Origin of the sequence: Saltatorellus ferox (assembly GCA_007751475.1) — a bacterium.
Taxonomy (GTDB): domain Bacteria; phylum Planctomycetota; class UBA1135; order UBA1135.
In genome coordinates this window covers 5,397,966-5,419,588 of sequence record CP036434.1, presented here as the reverse complement: position 1 = coordinate 5,419,588, position 21,623 = coordinate 5,397,966, and the positions used below count along the sequence as shown (strand labels likewise).

At 66.9% G+C, this 21,623-nt stretch carries 12 protein-coding genes; 4 read left to right on the top strand and 8 right to left on the bottom strand.

Features of this window, described 5'->3' with window-relative positions:
• Positions 1 to 383 precede the first annotated feature (383 nt).
• Both Poly30_RS19435 and Poly30_RS19430 read right to left on the bottom strand, forming a co-directional pair.
• Positions 384 to 1,643, bottom strand: coding sequence for an NHL repeat-containing protein (locus Poly30_RS19435; protein WP_145201084.1), 1,260 nt, complete (start codon positions 1,641 to 1,643; stop codon positions 384 to 386).
• A gap of 117 nt (positions 1,644 to 1,760) precedes the next feature.
• A complete protein-coding gene (locus Poly30_RS19430) occupies positions 1,761 to 3,212 on the bottom strand; it encodes a hypothetical protein (RefSeq protein WP_145201081.1) in 1,452 nt (483 codons plus the stop codon).
• A 207-nt stretch (positions 3,213 to 3,419) separates the two neighbouring features.
• On the opposite strand from Poly30_RS19430, the gene Poly30_RS19425 reads away from it, so the two are divergent.
• Positions 3,420 to 4,604: an ATP-grasp domain-containing protein gene (locus Poly30_RS19425; RefSeq protein WP_145201078.1), complete on the top strand. Its 1,185-nt coding sequence runs from the start codon at positions 3,420 to 3,422 to the stop codon at positions 4,602 to 4,604.
• 36 nt (positions 4,605 to 4,640) lie between these two features.
• Here Poly30_RS19425 and Poly30_RS19420 read toward each other — a convergent pair whose 3' ends face one another.
• From Poly30_RS19420 to Poly30_RS19405, 4 genes are all read right to left on the bottom strand, one after another.
• Positions 4,641 to 5,807: an ATP-binding response regulator gene (locus Poly30_RS19420; RefSeq protein WP_145201075.1), complete on the bottom strand. Its 1,167-nt coding sequence runs from the start codon at positions 5,805 to 5,807 to the stop codon at positions 4,641 to 4,643.
• 325 nt (positions 5,808 to 6,132) lie between these two features.
• Positions 6,133 to 7,656, bottom strand: coding sequence for a hypothetical protein (locus Poly30_RS19415; RefSeq protein WP_145201072.1), 1,524 nt, complete (start codon positions 7,654 to 7,656; stop codon positions 6,133 to 6,135).
• Positions 7,657 to 7,835: 179 nt separating this feature from the next.
• Positions 7,836 to 9,056, bottom strand: coding sequence for an NHL repeat-containing protein (locus tag Poly30_RS19410; RefSeq protein WP_145201069.1), 1,221 nt, complete (start codon positions 9,054 to 9,056; stop codon positions 7,836 to 7,838).
• A gap of 136 nt (positions 9,057 to 9,192) precedes the next feature.
• Positions 9,193 to 11,703 (bottom strand): helicase HerA domain-containing protein, encoded by a 2,511-nt coding sequence (locus Poly30_RS19405; RefSeq protein WP_145201066.1) that lies wholly within the window; start codon positions 11,701 to 11,703, stop codon positions 9,193 to 9,195.
• A 113-nt stretch (positions 11,704 to 11,816) separates the two neighbouring features.
• On the opposite strand from Poly30_RS19405, the gene Poly30_RS19400 reads away from it, so the two are divergent.
• Both Poly30_RS19400 and Poly30_RS19395 read left to right on the top strand, forming a co-directional pair.
• Positions 11,817 to 14,168, top strand: coding sequence for a carboxypeptidase-like regulatory domain-containing protein (locus Poly30_RS19400; protein ID WP_145201064.1), 2,352 nt, complete (start codon positions 11,817 to 11,819; stop codon positions 14,166 to 14,168).
• Positions 14,169 to 15,008: 840 nt separating this feature from the next.
• Entirely contained in the window at positions 15,009 to 16,301 is a 1,293-nt protein-coding gene (locus tag Poly30_RS19395; RefSeq protein ID WP_145201061.1) for a sulfatase-like hydrolase/transferase, read from the top strand.
• Here Poly30_RS19395 and Poly30_RS19390 read toward each other — a convergent pair.
• On the bottom strand, positions 16,298 to 17,572 hold the full coding sequence (locus Poly30_RS19390) for a CIA30 family protein (RefSeq protein WP_419191377.1): 1,275 nt from the start codon (positions 17,570 to 17,572) through the stop codon (positions 16,298 to 16,300). The genes Poly30_RS19395 and Poly30_RS19390 overlap by 4 nt on opposite strands.
• A 437-nt stretch (positions 17,573 to 18,009) precedes the next feature.
• On the opposite strand from Poly30_RS19390, the gene Poly30_RS19385 reads away from it, so the two are divergent.
• Entirely contained in the window at positions 18,010 to 20,430 is a 2,421-nt protein-coding gene (locus tag Poly30_RS19385; RefSeq protein WP_145201055.1) for a vanadium-dependent haloperoxidase, read from the top strand.
• On the opposite strand, the gene Poly30_RS19380 is transcribed toward Poly30_RS19385, so the two are convergent.
• On the bottom strand, positions 20,417 to 21,616 hold the full coding sequence (locus tag Poly30_RS19380; RefSeq protein WP_145201052.1) for a hypothetical protein: 1,200 nt from the start codon (positions 21,614 to 21,616) through the stop codon (positions 20,417 to 20,419). The genes Poly30_RS19385 and Poly30_RS19380 overlap by 14 nt on opposite strands.
• Between the last annotated feature and the right edge of the window lie 7 nt (positions 21,617 to 21,623).

The following is a 21,623-nucleotide window of genomic DNA, read 5'->3' as shown; positions in this document are numbered from 1 at the left end:
GGGTGGCGCCAAGGGGCTGCTCACGGTCCATGACGCTTCCGCGTGTCAGCGGGGTTCTACAGGCGTAGCTCGCGCCTCCGGAGCGCCTCTGGAGCGCTTCCGGGGCGACCCGTTGCGGTGCGGCTTCGCGACTCCCACTCTTCGCCTCCGCGACTCGACTTCTTGCCTCCGTCTCTCAAGGCAGAGGCCAGGCCCAAGCTCGCGTACTTCCATCCCTCCATCCCTCACAGGGGCGCCGCGCCCCCTCGACCCTCCCGCCTCCTCCGCTTCTTTGGTTGCATTGGCAGGAGTTCCGGAGTCCAGCGGATTCCACTCCAGGCGCAGAGCTCCTTGTTCGCCGCAGGACGGGAGCGCTTCCGGCCCACAGATTCTGCTGAAGACTCCTATTGAAAGGCGATCTCCAGACCCTGCGAGAAGTTCGACGTCGGCTGCCCGCCCGCCGTGTCCCGGTGCCAGACCTGGAAGCTCCAGGACTCGCCTGGCTGCACGGCGACGAAGCCGAGCGGCTGGGGGATGTTCGTCAGGTCGATGCCGAGGGAGAAAGCGCCCTGAAGATTCGACTGCTGGATCTGTCCCGGCCCCACGTAGCGGCCGATGGAACCGGTGAGGCAGAGGTTGCCTGCGCTTCCCGCAGGGTTCTGGATGAAGCTCTGCATCCGGCTGACGATGAAGAAGCCGAAGGAGAGCGGCGGAAGGTCAGAGGCCTCCAGCATGAGGTCGTTGGAGGAGACGAGCGGGCTTCCTGCGGCGGACAGTCTTCCCGTGGCGCCGGTCGAGTTCGCGTTCGCCATGCAGTAGCTCGTGCCGAGGCCACCGTTCCCCGCGCCGCCGAAGAGGAAGGCGCCCGCGCCCGTATCGACGGTGACGACGGTGTTGGCCACAGGATCGTAGATGGAGAGCCCGCTGACACCTGAGAGCATCACGTTGCCGTTGCCCAGCGGGGCGATCCCGCGGATGCTGCCCGCTCCCAGCGAAAAGTAGGTTTGGAGGATCGCGCCCGTGGAATCGTGCACGGAGTAACCCTGGCTGCCATAGTTCGCCACGAGGATCTCGCCCGAGGGCTGCACGACGATCTGCTCGCAGAACCCGCCCGGGTTTCCCCACGGGGTCTCCGTGCCCGTCAGAGGGTCGATGCTGACCACGGTTCCATTGGTCCGTGCGACGAGCCACTGGCTACCCAGCGAAGTGACGTCCCAGTTCCCCGTCGTCGTGGAAACCTGCGTCTGGGTCATGGTCGCGCTGTCGAAGCGATAAACGCCGCCGGGAGCCGTCGACGCGGCGATGCCCAGCACGTTCCCGTTGATGTCGATGCCGGTCGACGCTCCGGCCGATGTCGGCAGGTCGCCGAGGTACATCGATCCGTCCGCGGAGAAGCGCTGGATGGCCTGCGCCGAGTAGCTGCTGACCAGGAGTTCTCCATTGGGGGCCCGCTGCACGTCCCAGATATTGGAAGTCGCTCCGCCCAGCCCGAGGAGCCCGTCGATGTCGACGTAGGTTCCGTTGATGAGTGATCCGTCCATGGCGTCGTACAGCTCGATCCGCGCGGGCGAATGTCGACAGGCCAGTAGCTCCTGGGCGTGGCCCAACGTGGAGAGGAGGCCAGGGAAGAGCCACGAAAGGCAGAGCCAGGTAGATCGGCGCATGGTGTGGGGTCGGGTCTGGGAGCTTCGGAGGACCAGGAAGAGAGACCCCGAAGCTACCAGGGACGCCCAGGACTCGCGACCCCGAACGACGCTCGCCGCCCAGGCGGCGGTGGCAGATCAGTGAGACTGCGCCGCCACGGTCGGAAGCTCCTGTAGCCAGGCGCGGAGGCGATGCTTGATCTCGGGGAGCGGCAGCTCGAACCACCTCTCCAGCGCGGCGACGGAGGACGACGACTCGGACCCGACTTGCTCCAGCACGAACCGGAGAGCCTCCGGGCCCGCGGCTTCACACAGGCACGCCACGAGCGCATAGCCCACGACCACGTCCTCGGGCGTCATCTCGTTCGTGTCCCTGCCGAGCGCCCTCGCGAACTCCTGGTCCGTGAACGCCCCGAGGCAGCGCTCGGCGATCTCGAGCCAGTCGGCGTCCGGATCCTCGAGGCCCCGGGTCAAGGGGACCTCGCCGGGCTTCACGTAGTCCGTGATCGTCACGTGCCGCGAGATGCGCGTGCCGACGAGGTTCTGGTTGATGTAGAGCCCGAGTGCATCCACCAGCCACCCGCGCTTCGGCTTGACCCCGAACTGCGTGTCGACGAAGCGGACCGCCACCTGTTTGCAGCTCATGTCGATGCGCGTCGCTCGATCGGAGCCCCAGACGCCGCAGCGCGTCTTCCCGGGAAGCCAGAGGCTGCCGAGGCTTCGGGCGCGCGTGCGCTGATCCTCGTCGAGGTCCGGGTAGCTGGCGATGAAGCGATTCATGTCGAACGAACTCTCCAGGAGGTAGATCGTCCAGCCGTAGTCCGCGCCGGGCTTCTCACCGACGAGGCGCTTCATGAAACCCGCGCAGGTCGCGGCGGCGCGGAGCGCGTCCTCGGTCTCATCCTTGTCGGCGCGCGCGACCATGCGGATTCGGTTCGACCGAAGGACGTACTGCCAGTCGAGATTCACGGCGCGGTCGACGTCGTCGAGATCGGCCTCGACGATCTGCTCGGCTTCGGTGCGGGCGGCCTCGATCCACTCGGTCATCTGCGCGCGGCGGGCGGGCGTTTGTTGCGTGAGCGTCGTCACCCATTCGCCGGCCTTCTCGCCGCCGGAGGATCGCTTGACGTAGCCGAGCCGATCGAGGAGCCGCGCGTCGTGGGGGATCACCTCGGCCAGGTCCCGGAATTCGGCGTAGATGCGCGCGACCCCGAGATCCTCCGCGTGTCTCTCGACGGCCTCGATCGCTTCCCCGGACAGGGCGCGATCGAGCGCCTCCCTGCGCCGGGTGTAGGTCTCGCGCTCCTCGGCCGAGCCGTCCGCGGGCGGATGGAAGTTGGACCGTCGGACCCACTCGTCCGCCTTGCGGTCGAAGCGATAGCGGAGGTACCGTCGGGCCTTCGCGTGGTCGGGGCGGTAGTGCAGGAGGCTCTCCAGCGCGAGGTTCCGCTGCGCGTAGGCCTGGTTCGTGTGGCACCAATCGGCCAGCTCCTCCAGGCCGATGACGTAGGTTGCCACGGCCTTCTCGAGCTCCGCATCGAACTCTTTCGCCTCCGCGGCGATCTGGCCCAGCCGAACTCGCGGGCTCACCGGGGAGGCTGAAGGGAGATCCTAGGGGACGGAAGAGCCCGTCATGCCAAGCGCGAGCGCGAATGTGAGGTGGGGGTACAGCATGTCGGGTCGGGTGGGAAGGCCAGCTGCCTTCATAGCCCAAGGTCTTTCGCGCGTCACGGGCGAAGGGGCAGTACCTTACCGGCGGTTTCCGATCCGCCCAGGCTGCACCCACCTTCGTCTCCCTTGATCTTCCTCGACCAGCCCTACGTCTCCGACTTTCTCAAGCGCACGATTCGCGAGTTCGAGCTGCCCGTGGTTCTCACGCAGGCGTCCCGGGCCTTCGGGGCAGACAGCTTCCCGTCGGCGATCACCGAAGAGGAAGCGCGCGTGCGCGTGCGGGCCACGCCGAACCCGAAGCTCTACCAGGTCTCGGAGAGCTCCATTGGCTGGGTGACGGAGCACCTCGGGGAGTCGGCGATGCCCGCCCGGATCGAGCAGTTCAAGAACAAGGCCAGCTTCCGGGTGGCCACCGCGGCGCTGTTCCCGGATCTAGGCTTCCGCGAGATTCCGGTCACGGACCTCGACGACTTCGACCCCGCCAGCTTTCCAGCGCCCTTCGTCATCAAGCCGACGGTGGGCTTCTTCAGCCTCGGTGTTCAGCGGGTGGAGAGCGCGGCCGCCTGGCCCGCAGCGCTCGCTGCGATCCGGGCGGACGTGGCGCGAGCCGCCGGCCTCTTTCCGGCGGAGGTCCTCGGCACCGCGAGCTTCCTCGTCGAGCAGTGCATCGAGGGCCGCGAGTACGCGATCGACGCCTACTACGACGAGAAGGGCGAGCCGATCGTGCTCTCGATCCTGGAGCACCTCTTCGCCTCCAAGGACGACGCGAGCGACCGCGTGTACATCACGTCTGCGGAGATCGTTCGCGCGAACCTCCCGCGCTTCACCCGCCATCTCCAGGACCTGGGCGAAGTCTTCGACGTGCGCAACTTCCCCGTGCACGTCGAGGTGCGCGTCGATGCCGAGGGCCGCGTGATTCCGATCGAGGTGAACCCGATGCGCTTCGGCGGGTGGTGCACCACGGCGGACCTGACGTACCACGCGTTCGGCGTGAACCCCTACGCGTGCTACTTCCGCGGCGAGCGCCCGGACTGGGACGCGTTGCTGGACGACCCTGATTCGAGCTTCGGCAACGACACCTTCGCGCTCGTCGCGCTCGGCAACACCAGCGGCATCGACGGCAAGGACATCGCCGCCTTCGACCACGACGCATTGCTAGCTCGCTTCGCGCGTCCGCTCGAACTTCGCAAGACGGACTTCCGCCGCTATCCGATCTTCGGGTTCGTCTACGCCAGGTCGACGCCGGAGCAGCTCGCCGAGCTCGACTGGGCGCTCCGCTCGGATCTGGCCGAATTCGTCACCCGGGCCTGACCGGAGATCTGTCCTTCACCTGGGGCGCCTCTCGGCTCAGGACATCAGCGGAACTTCTACCGAGACGGCGGTGGAGTCATTCGAATGGACGTTCACCGTGCCTCCGACGAGGTCGATGCGATCTTGAATGCTGAAGAGTCCGAATCCGCGCGGGGTGCCAGCTTCCTGGGATGGCCCGTCCAGGCCGAACTCGCGTTCGGTTCCCGCCGCGCCGAAGCCGACGCCGTTGTCGGACACCTTCAGCTTCAAACCCTGTGCCTTCCATTCGAGGCGTAGTTCGACCTGCGTGGCGCGCGCATGCTTCGCGACGTTCTGCAGGAGTTCTCTGGCGCACTGATAGATCGTGACCTTCAGCTCAAGGGAGGCGGGCCTGGGATCTCCGAGATGCTTGAACTGCACTTCGGAGCCTGTCTCCGTCGCGTGCTTGCGTCCGAGCCATTCGAGCGCGGGCTCCAGTCCCTTGTCGTAGAGGAGCCGGGGGCTCAACTCGAAGCAGAGGTTTCGGCATTGATCGATGGCGGAGTCGATGAGGTCCGTGGCTTGCGCCATGGCCGCCATGGGATCGGCTCGAAGGCGGCCGCTGGGGCCGCCGGGGCCGCCGGGGCCGCCGAGCAAGAGCTTGGCAGCCACGAGTTCCTGGGTGGGGCCGTCGTGCAAGTGCACGGCAAGGCGCCGTCGTTCCCGTTCTTCGGCGAGGGCCATGTCGGCGGCCATCTGCCGAAGCTGGAGCCGCGCGTCTTCCAGCTCCTCCGTCCTCTCCGCCACCTTGCGGTCGAGGTCGAGATGGCTGCGGTACAGGGCGACGTGGGCTCCCACGCGCGCGCGCAGGAGCGACGGTTGAATCGGCTTGCCGATGTAGTCGACCGCGCCGGCCGCGAAGCCGCGCTGTTCGTCGGGGGTCGCGTCCTTCACGCTGACGAAGATCACCGGGATGTCGGCCAGGGAGGCGTCGCGCTTGATCTCCTCACAGGTCTCATATCCGTCCAGCCCCGGCATCACCACGTCGAGCAGGATCAGATCGGGGAGCGCGTGCCCGCGAAGCCATGCGAGAGCGTCCGCGCCCGAGTTCGCCGAGGACACGCGATAGTCGGAAGACAGAGCTCCCTCTATCACCTCGATGTCGGCGGGGTGGTCGTCCACGACAAGGATGGACGGCTTCGATCGAGATTCGAACGAGTCGGTGGCGGAGGGCGATGGGGACATGGCAAAGCAACGCTGGCAGGGCGTTTCTCAGGAGAGGTGGAGCGATCGACGCGGACGTGAGCCGTTTCAGAAGTAGTGACCCGCAACCCTTGAGGGAAGGCGGCTGCTCGACCGTCCTGGCTCACCGCCATCATCGGGTGAATCCGTAGGCGCTTTCGAGTCAACTTCTACCGTGAGACTGACCTTTTAAACCTCGACGAGGGGCTGATCGGCCGGAGGGGGCCATGGGCGCCCCCTGGATCATCGGCCATGTGACCGGGCGCGCCCCCGAGCCTCCCACTCTTGCCTCCCCTGAGCGCCACGCACGCACACAGGACCCGCGGTATCACTCAAGGAGCAGACGAACCGCGTTCGTCAGCCGAAGGGAGATGGCGTCACGGTAGACCATCTGCCAGCCCCAGGTCTCGCCGCTGAAGGCTTCAACGACTCCTCCATGTAGTGGGACTTCCGTTGGCAGAACCTCCACCGTGGCGATCCCATTCGCGTCGGCTGTGGCTGGAGCGTAGCGCCCCACGGCACTTGCCCCGGCGCCTGATCCAATGCAGAGGCCCAGAGCGCCCGCCGGCGCTCCGGCTCCCGGTGATTTCGCGACGGCGAGGAAGCAAAGGGCGAACGGTGGAAGCTCGGAGGCGACGGCGACAAGGTCCCTGGAACCGGCGAACTCCGAGCCGATCATGCGTAGTTCACCAGGCGCGCCGCTGCTGCCCGGGACGATTGGCGCGCACTCGGTCTGGCCGCGTTGCTCGAAGGCATCGAGCGTCCCGTTGACGTTGCGATCGAGTTCAGGCGCCCGAGCGATCTGCTCCGCGTCCAGGGCGCAGTTGCGGTCCCGGTCCAGGTCGGCGCCCACGAGCGTCGCGAACTGCACGGTGTTGAGCGGCTGGCCCACCGCACCGTAGGCGACGGCTGCCACCGTTCGACCGTCATAGTCGAACGAGGAGACACGCGCGGTCGAGGTGAACCCGGCGAGGCCGCAGAACTGACCGCCGATGGTCCACGAGTCGCCTGCGCCCACGTCCAGGATCGCGATCGCACGGCGCTCGGGATCGGGGCCGCCGCAGCCGGGCCCCTCGAGATCGAGCAGCGCGGTTCCCTGCGCGAAGGCGAAGACCAGGTTCCTGAAGGGGGAGGGCACGTCGGAGTCGAAGACCCCGCCGTCGAAGGCCATCTCGAGGCCCGCAAGCCCCTGGGCCCATCGAAACGACCCGTAGCCTTCCGCGCCACCGATACCGTCACGACCCTGCAGGAAGATCCGTCGTCCGTCGGCCGCCACCCTTGGCCAGAAGGTCCATCCGAGGTCCTGAAGATAGGGCACGGACGCCGTTTCCGCCCAGACACCGGCTTCGTTGCGCTCGATCACGTCGAAGCGCGACCAGTAGTGGGAGATCAAATAGTCGGGGACGAGGGTGAACCTGGCTGCGAAGCCGAATCCGGACGGGTCTGGATCCCGCAGTGTGAGTTCGAGTAGCGGTGGCTTCTCGCCTCGAATCCGCATCAGGTGAATCCTCTCTCGGTTGGAGTCGGTCGACACCACGAGAGTTTCTCCAGCGAGCGCCACCCGTACGAGCTGACCGTCCAACGGGACGTGGTGGAGCTCGTTCCACCGGCTGGTCGCGTCTTCGAATCCCAGGACCGCGACGCCGAAGCTCCCGTTTCGCAGCACGGCAACAGCGGCCGTGCGACCCTCGATCGCCATCCAGTCCTCGCCCATCTGGGCCCCTTCGACTTCCAGTGTCTGCTTCAGACCCCACGTCCCGGTGACGCGGTTCCTGCGGAGGGCGAAGTAAACCAGCTCGTCGGAGGGATAGTCGACCGCCGAGACAAGCGCGTGTTCGCCGCTGACGCGCACGAATCGTGCTCTACGGGATCCCGTGGTGGGCGTTGGGATCTGGAGGCTCTGGAACTCGGTGAGGCAAGGATGTGATTGCGGCGCCGCCATCGCGCCAGCAGAGAGCGCCAACGCAGCCGCGCCCAGCCGCAGAGAGCGCGCAGCCAGGCTGCAGTCGCGGGCAAATGCGCGTCGAAACGTCATTGGAATCTCACCTCGATGGCGGACGTGAACTCGGAGGTTGTGCTGGCTTGCTGATGTCGATACCAGAGCTGGAAGAACCGGGTGTCGCCCGCCACGACGGGCGCCATTCCGCCCAGGGAAGGCCCGGAGGAAAGATCGATTCGCAGGCGAATGCGTCCGTCCGGCGCGGTGAGCTGAATCGTAGCCCCGAGTCGTGCGATGGGAGGACCCAGGCAAACGGCGCCCGCAAACTGGCCCGTGGTCGCCGGTGGCTGGCTCGACTCGGAAGCGATGACCATGGCGAAGACGTTGGGAGGTAGCCCATGGGACGCCAGCTCGAAGTCGTTGCTGGCCACCGAGGCCTGGCCGACCGGGAGCAGCGCCTGTTGGTTGCTCCCGCAGAGCGTGCTCCATTCACTCGGCCTCGGGACGGCGACCGTCATCCCCGCGAGCGCGTAGTAGGCACCAGGGAAGAACTCGAGGCCGTTCACGAAACTGACCTGATCGATGGCGCCCGTGTGGGGATCCAGCTCGAAGAGCTGTCCGTGCGTCATCAGAACGAAGAGCCGTCCGTCTTCGGTAAAATCCATGCCGGCCGTTCCCCAGAGGTAGGTGGGCCCGATCACGGTGGTCTGCGACGTTACGGGATCGAAACGACGCAGGACGGTGTCCATGTCGAGTGCATACACGGATCCGTCGGGAGAAAGGGCGAGCGCGCTTCCTGTGGCGGCGCCAAAATCCCCTGCGACTCCCACGGACTGGAGCTCCAGGTCGATTTCGAGCACCTCGGTGGAGCCGAGGTGCTGGCCATACCCGATCCCGTCCGAACCCAGCGCAAACCCCTGCATCTGCACCGGCAGGTCATCCTCGAAGAGGAGGTGTGTCGTCTGTGTCGCGAGGTCCACCCCAAAGAACTGCTGGGCGAATCCGTCGGTGGCGCTGACGATCAGGCGCTCCAGCGCCCCGTCCCACGCCAGGCCGTCGCTGAAGGACACCTGTTGCGGGCCAGCAGGCGGCAAGTCCATCAGGTAGGTAAGCGTGGGCACGCCGCCGTCCGAGTACGCGGAGATCCGGGCGAGGCCTTGATCGAATCCCTGTCCACGGGCGATCACGTAGATCGGCGCCTCTGAGTGCGGGCCCTCTGACTGAGGGGCCGCCACTGCGGTCATCGCGAGTACCAGCGGGGCGAAGCCTGCGGAGCAGGCGGCGGCTGGGGGCAGAAGGGCTGGCAGGCGCATGGGTCCTCGGTAGCGTGGGGTTCGTCAGGCAAGCACAGCCGCCAGCGGCAACTGCCGTGCCAATGCGAACCTCAGGCGGCCTTCCGGCGCCGCTTTCTCGGGGAACGCAGCGAGGCCGGGTTAGGGCGTCGACGGGCTACCCGCGGCGCGCCACGCCGTCGCTACCGATGATCCAGGGCGTCCACAGGAGCACCGGCGGCGAGAGGTCGAAGTCGCTCTTGCGCGCACGAATCGTCACCTCGTCGAGTTCGATGTCCCTGGCCGCCGGGACCTCGGAGATCTCGTCGATCGCGGCCTTGAACTCGGCTTCCAGAGCGCGCATGTCCTCCTCGCGTTCCTTGAGTTCTCGCTCGGCTCGCTCGACGTCCTGCTTCTCCTTGGCGACCTTCGTGCGTGAGTTCAGGGCGCTCTTCGCGCTCCGCATGTTCGTCGCGCTCAGCTTCTTGCGAGAGAACAGCGCGCCCAGGAGCGACGAGCCCATGGACAGCCACGAGTTCGACGACTTCTCCTCGAGCTGCTCCTCCTGGACACCGAGCCTCTCGTGCGCCTTTCGCACCTGTTCCTGGGCTCGATCGATCTTCGTGGCGAACTTGGCGCGCAGCTTCTCCAGCGCGAGGTCGCGGGCCTCGACGTGGGCCTGGCGCGTGCGTGCTCGGAACGCCGCCGGCGTCTCGAGCGCATCGGAGACGAGCTTCGTCGTCTTGTCCTTCAGGCACTCGATCGCGTGGGCCTGGTAGATCTGGGTCTGGATGCCCTTGTGCCAGCGCGCCCACGTGGTGGTCTTCTTCGCCGTCGAGGGGAGGTCGGCGTACTGCGCGCCCTTGCGCGGACGCTTGCCGCCCTTGTGGGCGAGGATCTCCTTGTCCTCGATGAGCGCGTCCTCCCAGTCGAGCGCAGGCTCGTCCTCTCCGATCGGCGCGTGTCCGTAGAAGGTCACCCAGTGATCGACGTTCATGGGCGAGCTGGCGTAGTGCGCCTTGGCTTCCACGTAGAGACCCGGCCGATACAGGACGGTGGCTGATTCGTCGGGCTCGTCCGTGAGCGGCAAAAAACGCTCGGCGATCCCCTCGGGGATCTCGGGGCGCAGCGCCGTCCCTTCGAACGTCTCGGACTTCTTGAGCGCGAGCGTGGCCGACGACTGCGCGGCCGATTCCTCGGCCGCGATCGCGCGCTCCTTCGTTTCCGCCTTCAGCGTGGATGCACTCGGCGGGTCCATCTTGTCCTTCGCGGTCACGCGCTCGATCTCGGGGCGCGTGAGCGGGCCGCGCAGGTAGGAGAGCACCCAGCGCGTCTGGAAGAGCGCGGGCTTCTCCTCGTGAACGTTGTGCAGCAGGAACGTGCGCTTCTCCATGCCGGACAGCATTTTCTCGAGCGTGCTGCGGTCGAGCCCGCCGCCTTCACCGAGGGAGCCCTGGAGGCCGTCGAGTACGCGTAGCTTGTCGCGCTCGGTTTGGAGACGGCCGAGGAACCACGTGCCGCAGTTCGAGAGCCCCTTGTAGTCGAGGTCGACGGGGTTCTGCGTCGAGAGCACGACGCCGAGACCGAAGGCGCGCGCCTGCTTGAGCAGCGTCAGCATCGGCTTCTTCGACGGCGGGTTCGCGGTCGGCGGGAAGTAGCCGAAGATCTCGTCCATGTAGAGCAGCGCGCGTAGACTGCTCGTGCCCGGCTGGGTACGAACCCAGGAGAGGATCTCACCGAGGAGTACCGTCACGAACGACATGCGCTCTTCATCCGATAGGTGGCTCAACGAGAGCACGCTGAGCCGCGGGCGACCGTCGGGCGCGTAGAGGAGTCGCTGGATCTCCAGCGGCTCACCCTCCAGCCACGCGGCAAAGCCGGGCGACGCGAGCAGGCCGTTCAGCCGCATCGCGAGCGACGCGCGGTCGCCGCGCGGGTAGAACGTTTCCACATCGAGCACGCCGAGCTTCTCGAACGGCGGCGACTGGATCGCGCCGATCATCTCACCGATTCCTAGGTTCTCGCCGCGGCTCCAGTAGTGCTGGAGGATGTTGGCGATCAGAATGGCCTCGCGGCTCTTCACAGGATCGGGATCGATGCCGACGAGGGACAGGAGACCCGCGGTGGTGGCCTGCACGCGGTCGCCGAGGGACTCGGCGTCGCGGATCACGGCGGGCGCGGGCGCATCGAAGCTCTTCAGCATCGTGATCGGGTTGCCTGCCTTGCTGCCCGGCGTCCAGATCTTGACCTCGGCCGCATGGGCGAGACGCTTGATGCGCGCCTTGTCCTGGTCCCACTTGCCGATGCCCTTCTCCCACATCTCGGCCGTGGCCTTGGCGTGCTCGGGGACGGATTTCCCGGCGCGCTGGGCCTCGCCTGCGTCGACCCAGGGCTCGAAGTCCTCGGGGCGAAGCTGGGGGAAGTTGAGCGCGAGATTGCCCATGTCGCCCTTGGGATCGACGATGATCGCCGGGACGCCGTCGATCGCAGCCTCCTCCAGGAGCCCGACGCCGAGGCCGGTCTTGCCCGAACCCGTCATCCCGACGATCACGGCGTGGGTGCAAAGGTCCTTGGAATCGTAAAGGAGAGGGCCTGGAAGGGTCTCACCCGTCGCGGGGTCGACCTCCCGTCCCAGGTAGAAGGCGCCGAGTTTCTCGTAATCGACCGTGGGGCTCGCTGGTTTGCTCATTTCGAACGCGAGGGTACCCGCCAGGCCCTTTGAATTTGAGTCTCAGGTATCGGGAAACCAGCCATAGATTACTGTCATAGTGCTCGCACTCCCTGCCCGCTCGCCCACTCGCCATGAATCGACTCAGTGCCTCCGTTCTTCTCGCGATCGTTCTCGTCAGCGCCTTCGTCGGCTTCGGTGCTGGCTTCGTGATCGGTCAGAATCCAGGCGCGGTGGCTGCCTCGGAGGTCGCCACGATCGGCTGGAGCCCGGACGCATCCCCCAGACCCGCGGCGGAGTCGCCACCGACCGATGAACAGATGGTGCGCGTGGGGGAGCGATTGCCCGTTGTACGGCCGGAGGATAGCGACGGCCGCCTCGACCGAGACCCGGCGGCCGTGTACGAACCGCCGACTTCGATGCTGAACTCCGCCGTGCGTCGAACCAAGGCTCCTGCGGTCGAAATGGCCACGGGTGAGGGGGTCATCTCTGGCATCGTCACAACGCCCGAGGGCGATCCACTCGGAGCTGTCGAGGTCCACGCTACACCTGCTGGCCCCGGCATGCGCACGGAGCGCGCGTCGTCTGCGCGCCAGCTACAGCCCTCTCGGCGTGAACTCGAGGAGGTGCTGGCCGACGCGGCGGAGGACTGGGCCAGGAGCGAAGGGCGAGCGATGACGGCGACAACGGGTCCCGACGGTCGGTTTCGGATCGAGGGACTGGCGGACCTCGACTTCCGGGTGCGAGCGCAGGCCGAGGGCTACAGCTTCGACACGCGCGAATATAGCGTCCTGAACCCGGTTCAGCAGCCGGACGCCGAGGTGAAGATCCAGGCGCGGCCGCTGATTGGGATCCGCGTGCTGGTGGTCGACGAGAGCGGCGCGCCCCGGGACCGCGCGATCGTTGTGGCGAACGGCGATCGGCTGGAGTGGACGCCCGAGGACCCGATCGTGTACTCGACGGCGAAGCAGTTCCAGTTGCAGGCGTTCGGGGACCCGCTCGTCACGGCGTCGACTCGCTCGAGCGGAACCCGGTTCATCTCCGAGACGATCCACGTGGACGCGATCGCCGAGCCGGACCGGGTGGTCACGCTGACGCTCGAGGCCGCCTGCATCGTGAGCGGCCGCATCGTCGGTGAGAACGTGAAGGGACAGGGCTGGCAGAACGTTTACGCCGTGCCGGTGCGTGCCGATGAGCCCTTCGATGCGACCGTGCCGCAGCCGGACGACATCGAGACCTACGCACGGGACGACCTGTTTCTGTTCAACGACCTCATTCCCGGTCGCTACGCGATCTGTCTGATCGGCTCCGGCAACGTGCCCGTGGACCATGAGATCGTCGAGGTGAAGCCTGGCGTGACTGAGCTGGTACTGGACCGCGAGGTCCACGATCCCTCGAAGTACATCCGGGTGACGGCGCTCTCGCCGCGCGGCACGGTGGTCGAGTCATACGGTGCCAATCTCGAGTACCAAAAGCCCGGGGGAGAGATCTCCTACGGATGGGTGAATGACTCGCGGTTGCCAGACGGGTCCATGCTGCTCGACCTGTCCGAGTTCAGCGAGTTCGACTACGACGCCTGGCCAGCCGGTTCCAAGGCCTGGTTGGTGGGAAGTTCTGCGGTCTACGGAAAGGTGACCGTCCCACTCACGAGCGGCCAGCGCGAGGTGACGGTGCAGTTTCTGGAGCCCTGTGAACTCACCGTTCAGCTGGAGGGTGACATCAGCATGGGCGGCTTCCGGATCTCGGTGAAGGAGGCGGGAACGGAGCGCACCGAGCCACCGACCCTCGCGACCGCGTCCCAGGGGAACCGCCGCTACGGCGCCCGCATCGATGCGCGGGGAGTCGCGCGATTCCGGGCGCTGAGCCCTGGTCCGGTCATCGTCGAGCTATCGCAGACGGGGCAGTGGTGGGGTGAGGGGCGCGAGATCAGTCGGCAGGAGCTGGTCCTCTCCGGGAAGGAGCATCGGATCACCCTGGAGGCGCCGCCGGTCAGTGATCTCGAGGTGCTGATCGCGCCCTGCAAGGAGCGCCGCTACCTCAGTCTCCAGATCACCGAGGAGGACGGAGAAGAGAAGCAGATCGCCTGGATCAACACGTCGGAGGATGGGCGTGCGGTGTTCCGCAGCCTCCCTGCCGGAGAGTACAAGGTCAAGGACAACAAGTCGGGCGCGAGCGCCATGGCAACGGTCCCCGGCCCCCTGCTTCGCATCGATCTGGCGGAGCACGTGACGAAGCTCGCGGTTTCCCTCAATAAGCTGGACGAGAAGCTCGGGGAATGGGGCCTCGCGGGCGGCGACCTGATCGTGGCGATCGACGGCGAGCCGATCGAGGAAGAGGAAACCCTCATGGACAAGCTCCACAAGGGAGATGTCACGGTGACGGTCGAGCGCGGCGAGGAAACGCTGGAGATCAAGCTGACGCAGTACCCGAGGAAAACGCGCGAGGCCAATCCCCTGGGCGGGTGGATCTCGATCCACTCGGACTGATCGCGGGGGCCTTGGTGGCGGCCGGTTTTTTTATCGGCTCTTCAGCAAGATCGGTGGGTTGGGAGCGCCTCGGTGATCGTGACTGTCTTGAGGTCTGGCGGCAGATTGCCGGGCTGCCGGGCTGCCGGGCTGCCGGGCTGCCGGGCTGCTACCAATACAACCAAGGAAGCGGGAGGGGCGGGAGCTTGGGAGGCGCGGCGGCCTTGGGAGGGATGGATAGGTGGGCGGGGGCGAGCTTGGCCCTGGCCCACGCGTTGGGACGGGGAGGCAAGAGCGGGAGGTTTGGGGGCGCGGAGTGCGAGTCGGCCGGTGGGAAAGGTCTGCCGAGTAGACTGTTTTGGGGCGGATGGGTGATTGGGCTAGAGTGCTGTGTTTGGGCTTGAAAGTGTAGTTTGGAGGCTCTTTGGGTTTGATGGAGCGGCTGGACGAAGGGTGGGAGCAAGGGACTGCTCACGATCCACGACCTCGCGCGTGTCACCGGGGCTCTTCAGGCGTAGCTCGCGCCTGCGACGACCGGCTGATCAAGCGCCCGGCAACTCTCACTCTTCGCCTCCGCGACTCGAACTCTTGCCTACGTCTCTCAAGGCGGAGGCCAGGCCCAAGCTCGCGTACTCCCCATCCTCCATCCCTCACAGGGGCGCCGCGTCCCTCCATGCTTCCTGCCTCCTCTGCTTCTTTGGTTGCATTGGCAGGAGTCAAGGAGTGGACGAGACCCGGGGATTCGACTCCGGTCGCAGCGCCCTGCGGTCTCATCATGGCTGAAGCGATTCTGGCCCACAGGGTTTGCTGTAGACCCTTTCCACCTGGGCAGATTCGCCGAGGTCGGATAGCGTCGAGCGGATGCTCGTACTCACGCTTGCCGCGGGATTTCTCGCCACAGGTTCGCCTGCCTTGGCTTCCGTCGCCATCCGTCCTGTCGGGGACCAAGGCGAGCGCCCCAACGTCGTGGTCGTTCTCATGGACGACGTCGGGCGGGACAAGGTGGGCCTCTACGGAGTGGGGGCCACGCCGCCACCCACGCCGAACCTGGATCGACTGGCCGCGCAGGGCGTTCTTTTCGAGCATGCTTGGGTCTATCAGGCCTGCAGTCCGACGCGCGCCGCGCTTCTCACCGGGCGCTACTCCGATCGAACGGGGATGGGGAACATCATCGAGTCCGACGATGGTGTGGAGACGCCGCTCGCGCTATCCGAGCATCTCTTGCCCGAGGACCTTCCCGGGTACCGCTCGACGCTGGTGGGCAAGTGGCACCTCGGCGACGTGAGTTCTCCCGTCGATCATCCTCTGCTTCACGGCTTCGACGTCTTCGTCGGCTGGGAGAACGTGAACGACTACTTCGACTGGGTCGAGAACGTCAACGGTCACCTGACGCCACGCAGTGGCTACTTCCCGGCCGCGATGGGGGGCTACGCGCATCGGGCCGTCCAGGTCGACGAGCAGCCCTTCTTTCTCTACTACTGCCCGAAGCTGGCCCATGCTCCCTACCATCGGCCTCCGTCTGCGCTGCACTCCTACGTGGGGCAGCTTCAGTCACCCGTCGTTCAGCACAAGGCCATGGTCGAATCCTTCGACACCATCCTCGGGCGCGTGCTGGATCGCGTCGATCTTTCGAACACCTACGTCTTCGTCGTCGGCGACAACGGCTCGCCGAACATCACGGTCACGAGTCCCTTCTTCCCGAACAAGGTGAAGGGCAGCCTGTTCGAGGGCGGGATCCGCGTGCCGTTGATCGTGGCGGGACCGGGCATACCGCCGGGGACACGCTGCGGGGAACTCGTGCAGGTGACCGACTTCTTCGCCACGATTCGCGAACTTTGCGGTTTCGGGCCGCCGAGCCAGGGCGCCGAGGACTCGGTCTCCTTTGCGTCGCTTCTCCGGGACCCCGACGCGCCCGCGACGCGCCCCTACCTGTTCGTTCATCGCTTTCCCCACCCCGGTCTGCCAGGGCAGGACCAGCGCGCGATCCGTACGAATCGCTGGAAGCTGATCGAGAACGTTGATAGCGGGAACTGCAAGCTCTTCGACCTCGTCGCGGATCCCTTCGAGAACGACGACCTCCTCGTGAGTCGACCCGGAGCCGACACCGACCGACTCAAGGCACGTTTGCTTCAGATGATGCCGTTGTTTCCCTAGAAGTACGCGCCGATCGCGCCGATCTCCAGGCGGAACGGATCCGTGTTCTTGTCTCCGATGATGAAGGAGAAGCCCTGGATCGCTTCCGCTGCGGGCGGGCCGACTTCCGGGAGCTGGCGGCCGCGGATGTTCAGGACCATCTCTTCGAAGGGAATATCGACCGTGGTCCAGGCTCCCGCGGGAACGGTGAATCGCTTGCGCCAGGAGCCGGTGCGGCCCTGGTCGTCGGCGCATACCGCGCTGACGCCGTACTCGCGGCCATCGGTCTTGACCTGGATGCGGAGACCTTTGAAACCCTCGAGATCGAAGTTCTGGAGGCTGGATCGGATGCTGGCGAAGCCGCCATTGTTCTCCAGGCTGAGGGCTCCCTGGAAGACACCGCGGGCGGGATCGCCGCCTTCCGCCTCGGCCAGCTGGAAGCGCGACCGGGAGATTCCTCCCATCACGTCGTCGTTCAGCGTGTACCAGTCGGGATCTCCTTCGGAGCCGTCGAAACGCGCGAGGAGCTTGGCGTCTTTCATGGGGTCGATCTTGTTCAGTGCGGGCACGGAGGCGCCGGAGAGGGCGGTGGGCTCGGTCCGGCCGAGACCCCGAAGGATGGCGGTTCGCAGCGCCGCTGCTTTCTGCCGTTCGTCGAAGCCTGCGTCAAGCGTCACGGACCAGACGCCCTCCGGCTCCAGCTCGGCCGCCGCCGCAAGCGTCACCTCCAGCACCGACCGCTGCGCCAGCGGATCGAGGCCCGCGCGCTCCGATGCGGCGAGTCCCTGCGCAGCCACTCGGCGCGCGGGCGTGGGCTCGAGGATCCAGGGCCGCAGAAGAATGACCGCGGAAAGCTCGTGGAGCGCGCCGCCCTCGGTGCTGAGGTCCTGGCCGACCACCGGGGCGCCGCCGATCCGCAGCTGGCCGTTCACGAACTCGCAGGCGAGGGGCGAACCGGTGGAAGAGGTCGCGGATCCCGCGAGCGCCGCGTCCCTCGCGCTGACGCGACCCGGGAGGATGTGATCCCCGAGAAGGTCGCGCAGAACGTCGCGGCTTCGCGGGTCGAAGAGGCGCGCGACGGTCTCCGGGGCGACCCCCACGAAGGCGCGGTCTTCGGGCGCGAGCAGCGTATAGGGCTCGTTCGAGGCCTCCAGCTCACCGCGAAGGCCCGATTGCTCGAGCATGGCGAGGAAGGTCTCCGCCGTCCCCCTCGATTCCAGCTGGCGAAGAGGACCCGCCGGGGCCTGGCAGAAGGGGGAAGGGAGAGCGCCGGGGCCGCTTCCGGCTGTCATGACGAGGAGAAGAGGCATCCACATGACCCCGGAATCGCGCCGCGTGCTTTCGTGGAGGCCAAGAACCGTCGAGAAGCGCTGCTACTTCGGTCGAGCTGGGACGGGGAGCCCGGGCCGGAACGTCCAGCGTCGGGCCGTTGGCACCTGCCTGCTCCGCCGAGAGAGCAACGGTCAGTGGTCCAAGGCGAGATTCCTCTCGGAGAAGTGCCCCCGCGTTGCCTCTGGAAGTGAAGAGGAGGGGAGGCGGCTCCAAGCGCGGGGTACGTAAGGGTCTTCTCCTGCGAAAATCCAGCGAGTTGCGGGATCCCCGGTGGGGGGCATGGCCCTCCAACGTGTCCTTCGGGCGCCAAGCCGCGGCAAGAATTCAGGGATAGACTGACTCTGAAACATGCTGCCACTGCCGTAGCGTAGGCACCTCTCTCTCTCCCGATCTGGATATGCCGCTCGACTCCTGTTCTCTCCACAAGGTCCTGCCCCGAATCCTGGCGATCGTGGCCGCGGGCGTCGCCATGGTTTCGCTCGCAGCGCCCGCGCGCTCCGCTCCGCTGCCCCAGCAGGCCTCGGACGCGCGCCAGTGGAACGAACTTCTCCTGGAGTCCATCCGGCGGGACTTCGCGCGTCCCACCGTGCATGCGCGGAATCTCTACCACATGTCCCTCGCGACCTACGACGCGTGGGCGACCTACGACGCGACGGCCGAGACGGTTCTGTTTCGTGAAGACCACGCCACGACCTCGCCCCAGGTGGACCTCTGGCGAAGTGAGGCGATCAGTCACGCGTGCTACGGGATCCTGAAGGCGCGCTTTGCCAATTCACCGGGCGCGCCCGTCATGCTGCCCCGGTATGACGCATTGATGGACTCGCTCGGCTGGGACAGGACGAACGGCTCGACGACAGGGAACTCGCCCGCGGCCATCGGCAATCGGATCGCGCAGAACGTGCTCGCGTATGGCAACGCCGATAACTCGAACGAGGCGAACGACCACGTCAATCAGTGGTACGTTCCGGTGAACCAGGCGCTGGTGCCGGATCTTCCCGGCAACCCGACGCTCGTGGACCCGAACCGCTGGCAGCCGCTGGCGCTCCAGTATTACATCGACCAGTCAGGCAACGTCGTCACGCTCGGCTATCCGGAGTTCCTCTCGCCCGAGTGGGGGATCGTCTCGCACTGGGCGCTTTCCGATGACGACGTGACGATTCACGAGCGAGGCGGCTTCCGGTACTGGACGTACAAGGATCCGGGCCCGCCTCCGTCCATCGACGACGCGCTCGATCGCTACCGCAGCGGATTCGAGATGGTCTCCATCTGGTCGGCCCACCTGGACCCGGCGGACGGCGTCATGATCGACGCGTCGCCCGCTTCGATCGGCAACGCGCCGCTCGCGACGAGCGCGCAGACTCCGTCGTTCTACGACTATTACGAGGGCGGAGACTGGGGGCAGGGCTACGCGACGAACCCGGTGACGGGCCAGCCCTACGCGCCGCAGATGGTGCCCCGCGGCGATTACGCGCGCGTGCTCGCCGAATTCTGGGCCGACGGACCGCACTCGGAAACGCCGCCAGGGCACTGGTTCGTTCTTCTCAACGATGTGGCGGATCATCCGCAGTTCACCAAGCGGATCGGCGGCGCTGGTCCAGTCGTCAATGACCTGGAATGGTGCGCCAAGGCGTACCTAGCGATGGCGGGTGCCATGCAGGATTCCGCCGTGGCCGCTTGGGGGGTGAAAGGGCGCTACGACTACCTCCGTCCCATCAGCGCCATTCGCTACCTCGCCGATCTTGGCCAGCGCACGGATCCCCAGGCGCCGAGCTATCACCCGGACGGGATCAACCTCCATCCCGGCTACGTCGAGGTCGTGACTGCCGCGACCACGGCGCCGGGCCAGCGCCACGCTCATCTGGCGGGCAACGAGGGCAAGGTCGCGCTCCGCGCATGGCGGGGACCTGCCTACATCTTCGATCCTCTCACGGACGTGGCGGGCGTCGACTGGATCCTCGCCGAGAACTGGTGGCCGTATCAGCGCCCCACCTTCGTCACGCCACCGTTCGCGGGCTACGTCTCCGGGCACAGCACCTACAGCCGCGCGGCCGCGGTCGTGATGCACCAGCTCACGGGCTCGCCGTACTTCCCGGGCGGGATGGGCGAGTACCACTGCCCACAAAACAGCTTCCTCGTGTTCGAGGAGGGGCCGAGCGTGGACGTCGTGCTGCAGTGGGCTTCCTATTACGACGCTTCGGACCAGTGTTCGCTCTCCAGGATCTGGGGCGGAATCCATCCCTCCGTCGACGACCTCCCGGGGCGCCAGATGGGCCAGGAGATCGGCACGGAAGCGTTCGAACTCGCGCGGAAGTACTGGGCCGGTTCGGCCTGCGACTCCGCGGGGAGCCTGGCGTCCTACGACCTCGACGGCAACGGCGTGCTCGACGAGTGCGAGGCGATCGGCTGGTCCTTCTGCTCGCCGGGTGTTCCGAACTCATCGGGCCTGCCCGCGACGCTGACGGTCCTCGGTAGCCGCACGGTCTCGGCGAACCAGGTGATGCTCGGCGCACGGTCCCTGCCCGCTCGCTCCTTCGGCTTCTTCCTCGCGTCGCCCTTCCAGGGTTTCCCGTTCACGCCTGCGACCAGCCAGGGCAGCCTCTGTCTCGCGGCCTTCGGGATCGGCGCGGGCGGCGGTGTGCTGAACTCCGGGGGCAGCGGCACGTTCTTCGCCCCGGTCGACCTGACGGCGATCCCCACGAGCAGCGGCAGCACGTCGGTCCTCCCCGGCCAGACCTGGAACTTCCAGGCGTGGTACCGGGACGCGAACCCGGCTGCGACGACGAACCTCTCCAACGCTGTTACGGTCACCTTCGAGTGACGCCATAGGCTTCCTGTGAAGGAGCCGGGCGTAGCGCGTCGAAGACGAAGAACCTCTCCTGGCCGAGGCGGCGGAATTCGTCGCTTCGGATCCAGGCGACGAAATCCTCGGAGCAGACTTCTGCGAGCGTTTCGAGGGCCGCCCCGAGCCTCTCCGGGTCCTTCTCGAAGGCCTCCGGCGGAGAACCCGCCAGGGAGGACTTCACCGCGTGGATGAGTTCCGGGCCCACGACGGGCTCCAGCTCGGCGGCGAGATCCGGGCGCAGGCGGAGCGACAGGTCCAGCGCTTGCTGCCGAAGGGCCCGGGGCTCCGGACCGAAGGCAAAGAGGTCGGGGCGGCGCGCCAGGTCGAGGAGTTTCGCGCGCTCCGACTGCAGGAACCACTCGAGCATCTCGCCGTCCCTCGGGGTCCAGTCCCGCCGTGGAGCGGGCTCGATGGGGGGCTTGCCAGGGCATTCCCGCTGGCTCGCGCTGATCGCCGACGGCCAGCCGAGCGAGTGGCGGAGCGCGTTGGCCTTCCAGGGGATCCGCGCGGCGAGGGCCCGGGTCCACGCGTCGATCATGGGCGCGTCCGCCGGCGTGGCGGGGTACGAGCGCTCGAGCAGCTCCGCGATCGTGCACTCCGCGAGGGTCTCGGCGGCGGCGGCGGCGCGGTCGCGCCTGGACTCGATTCCGGCTCGCCAGCAGGCGGTCGCGTAGGCGAGCCGCCGGGTCAACGGCTGGAGTTCAGCGGGCACGACGAGCTCCCCTTCCGCCATGACGGCGAAGTACGCCTCGGCTTCGATGCGTGCGTCCTTCCAGTCTCGCGTTCGGAAGGCGGCGCGGGCGGCCGGAGCGTCCGTGGCCACGAGGCGCGCCATGACCATCGCAACCATCTCCTCGGTCTCAGCGGGAAGCGCCAGGATCTCGGCCCGCAACTCTGCGCGCAGGGCGAGGTTTCTGGCGGGCGACAGGTCCCCGGCGGCAGGGTCTTCCCCGTCGATGGATTTCGCGGGTGGCTGGAGCGCAAGGGCGAGAAAGGCCCGCTGCCTTCGTCGATCATCGAGAGTTCCCTCCGGCAAGGGCCCCCCGTCCCTTTCGACCTCGACTCCACTCGCCGGTCGACGGTCGACCAGGTTCGGAACCGAGGCAGGCACCTGGGCTTTCTGGGTGCAGAGAAGCGCGAGCGAGCAGAGAGTGGCGAGCATGGCCCCA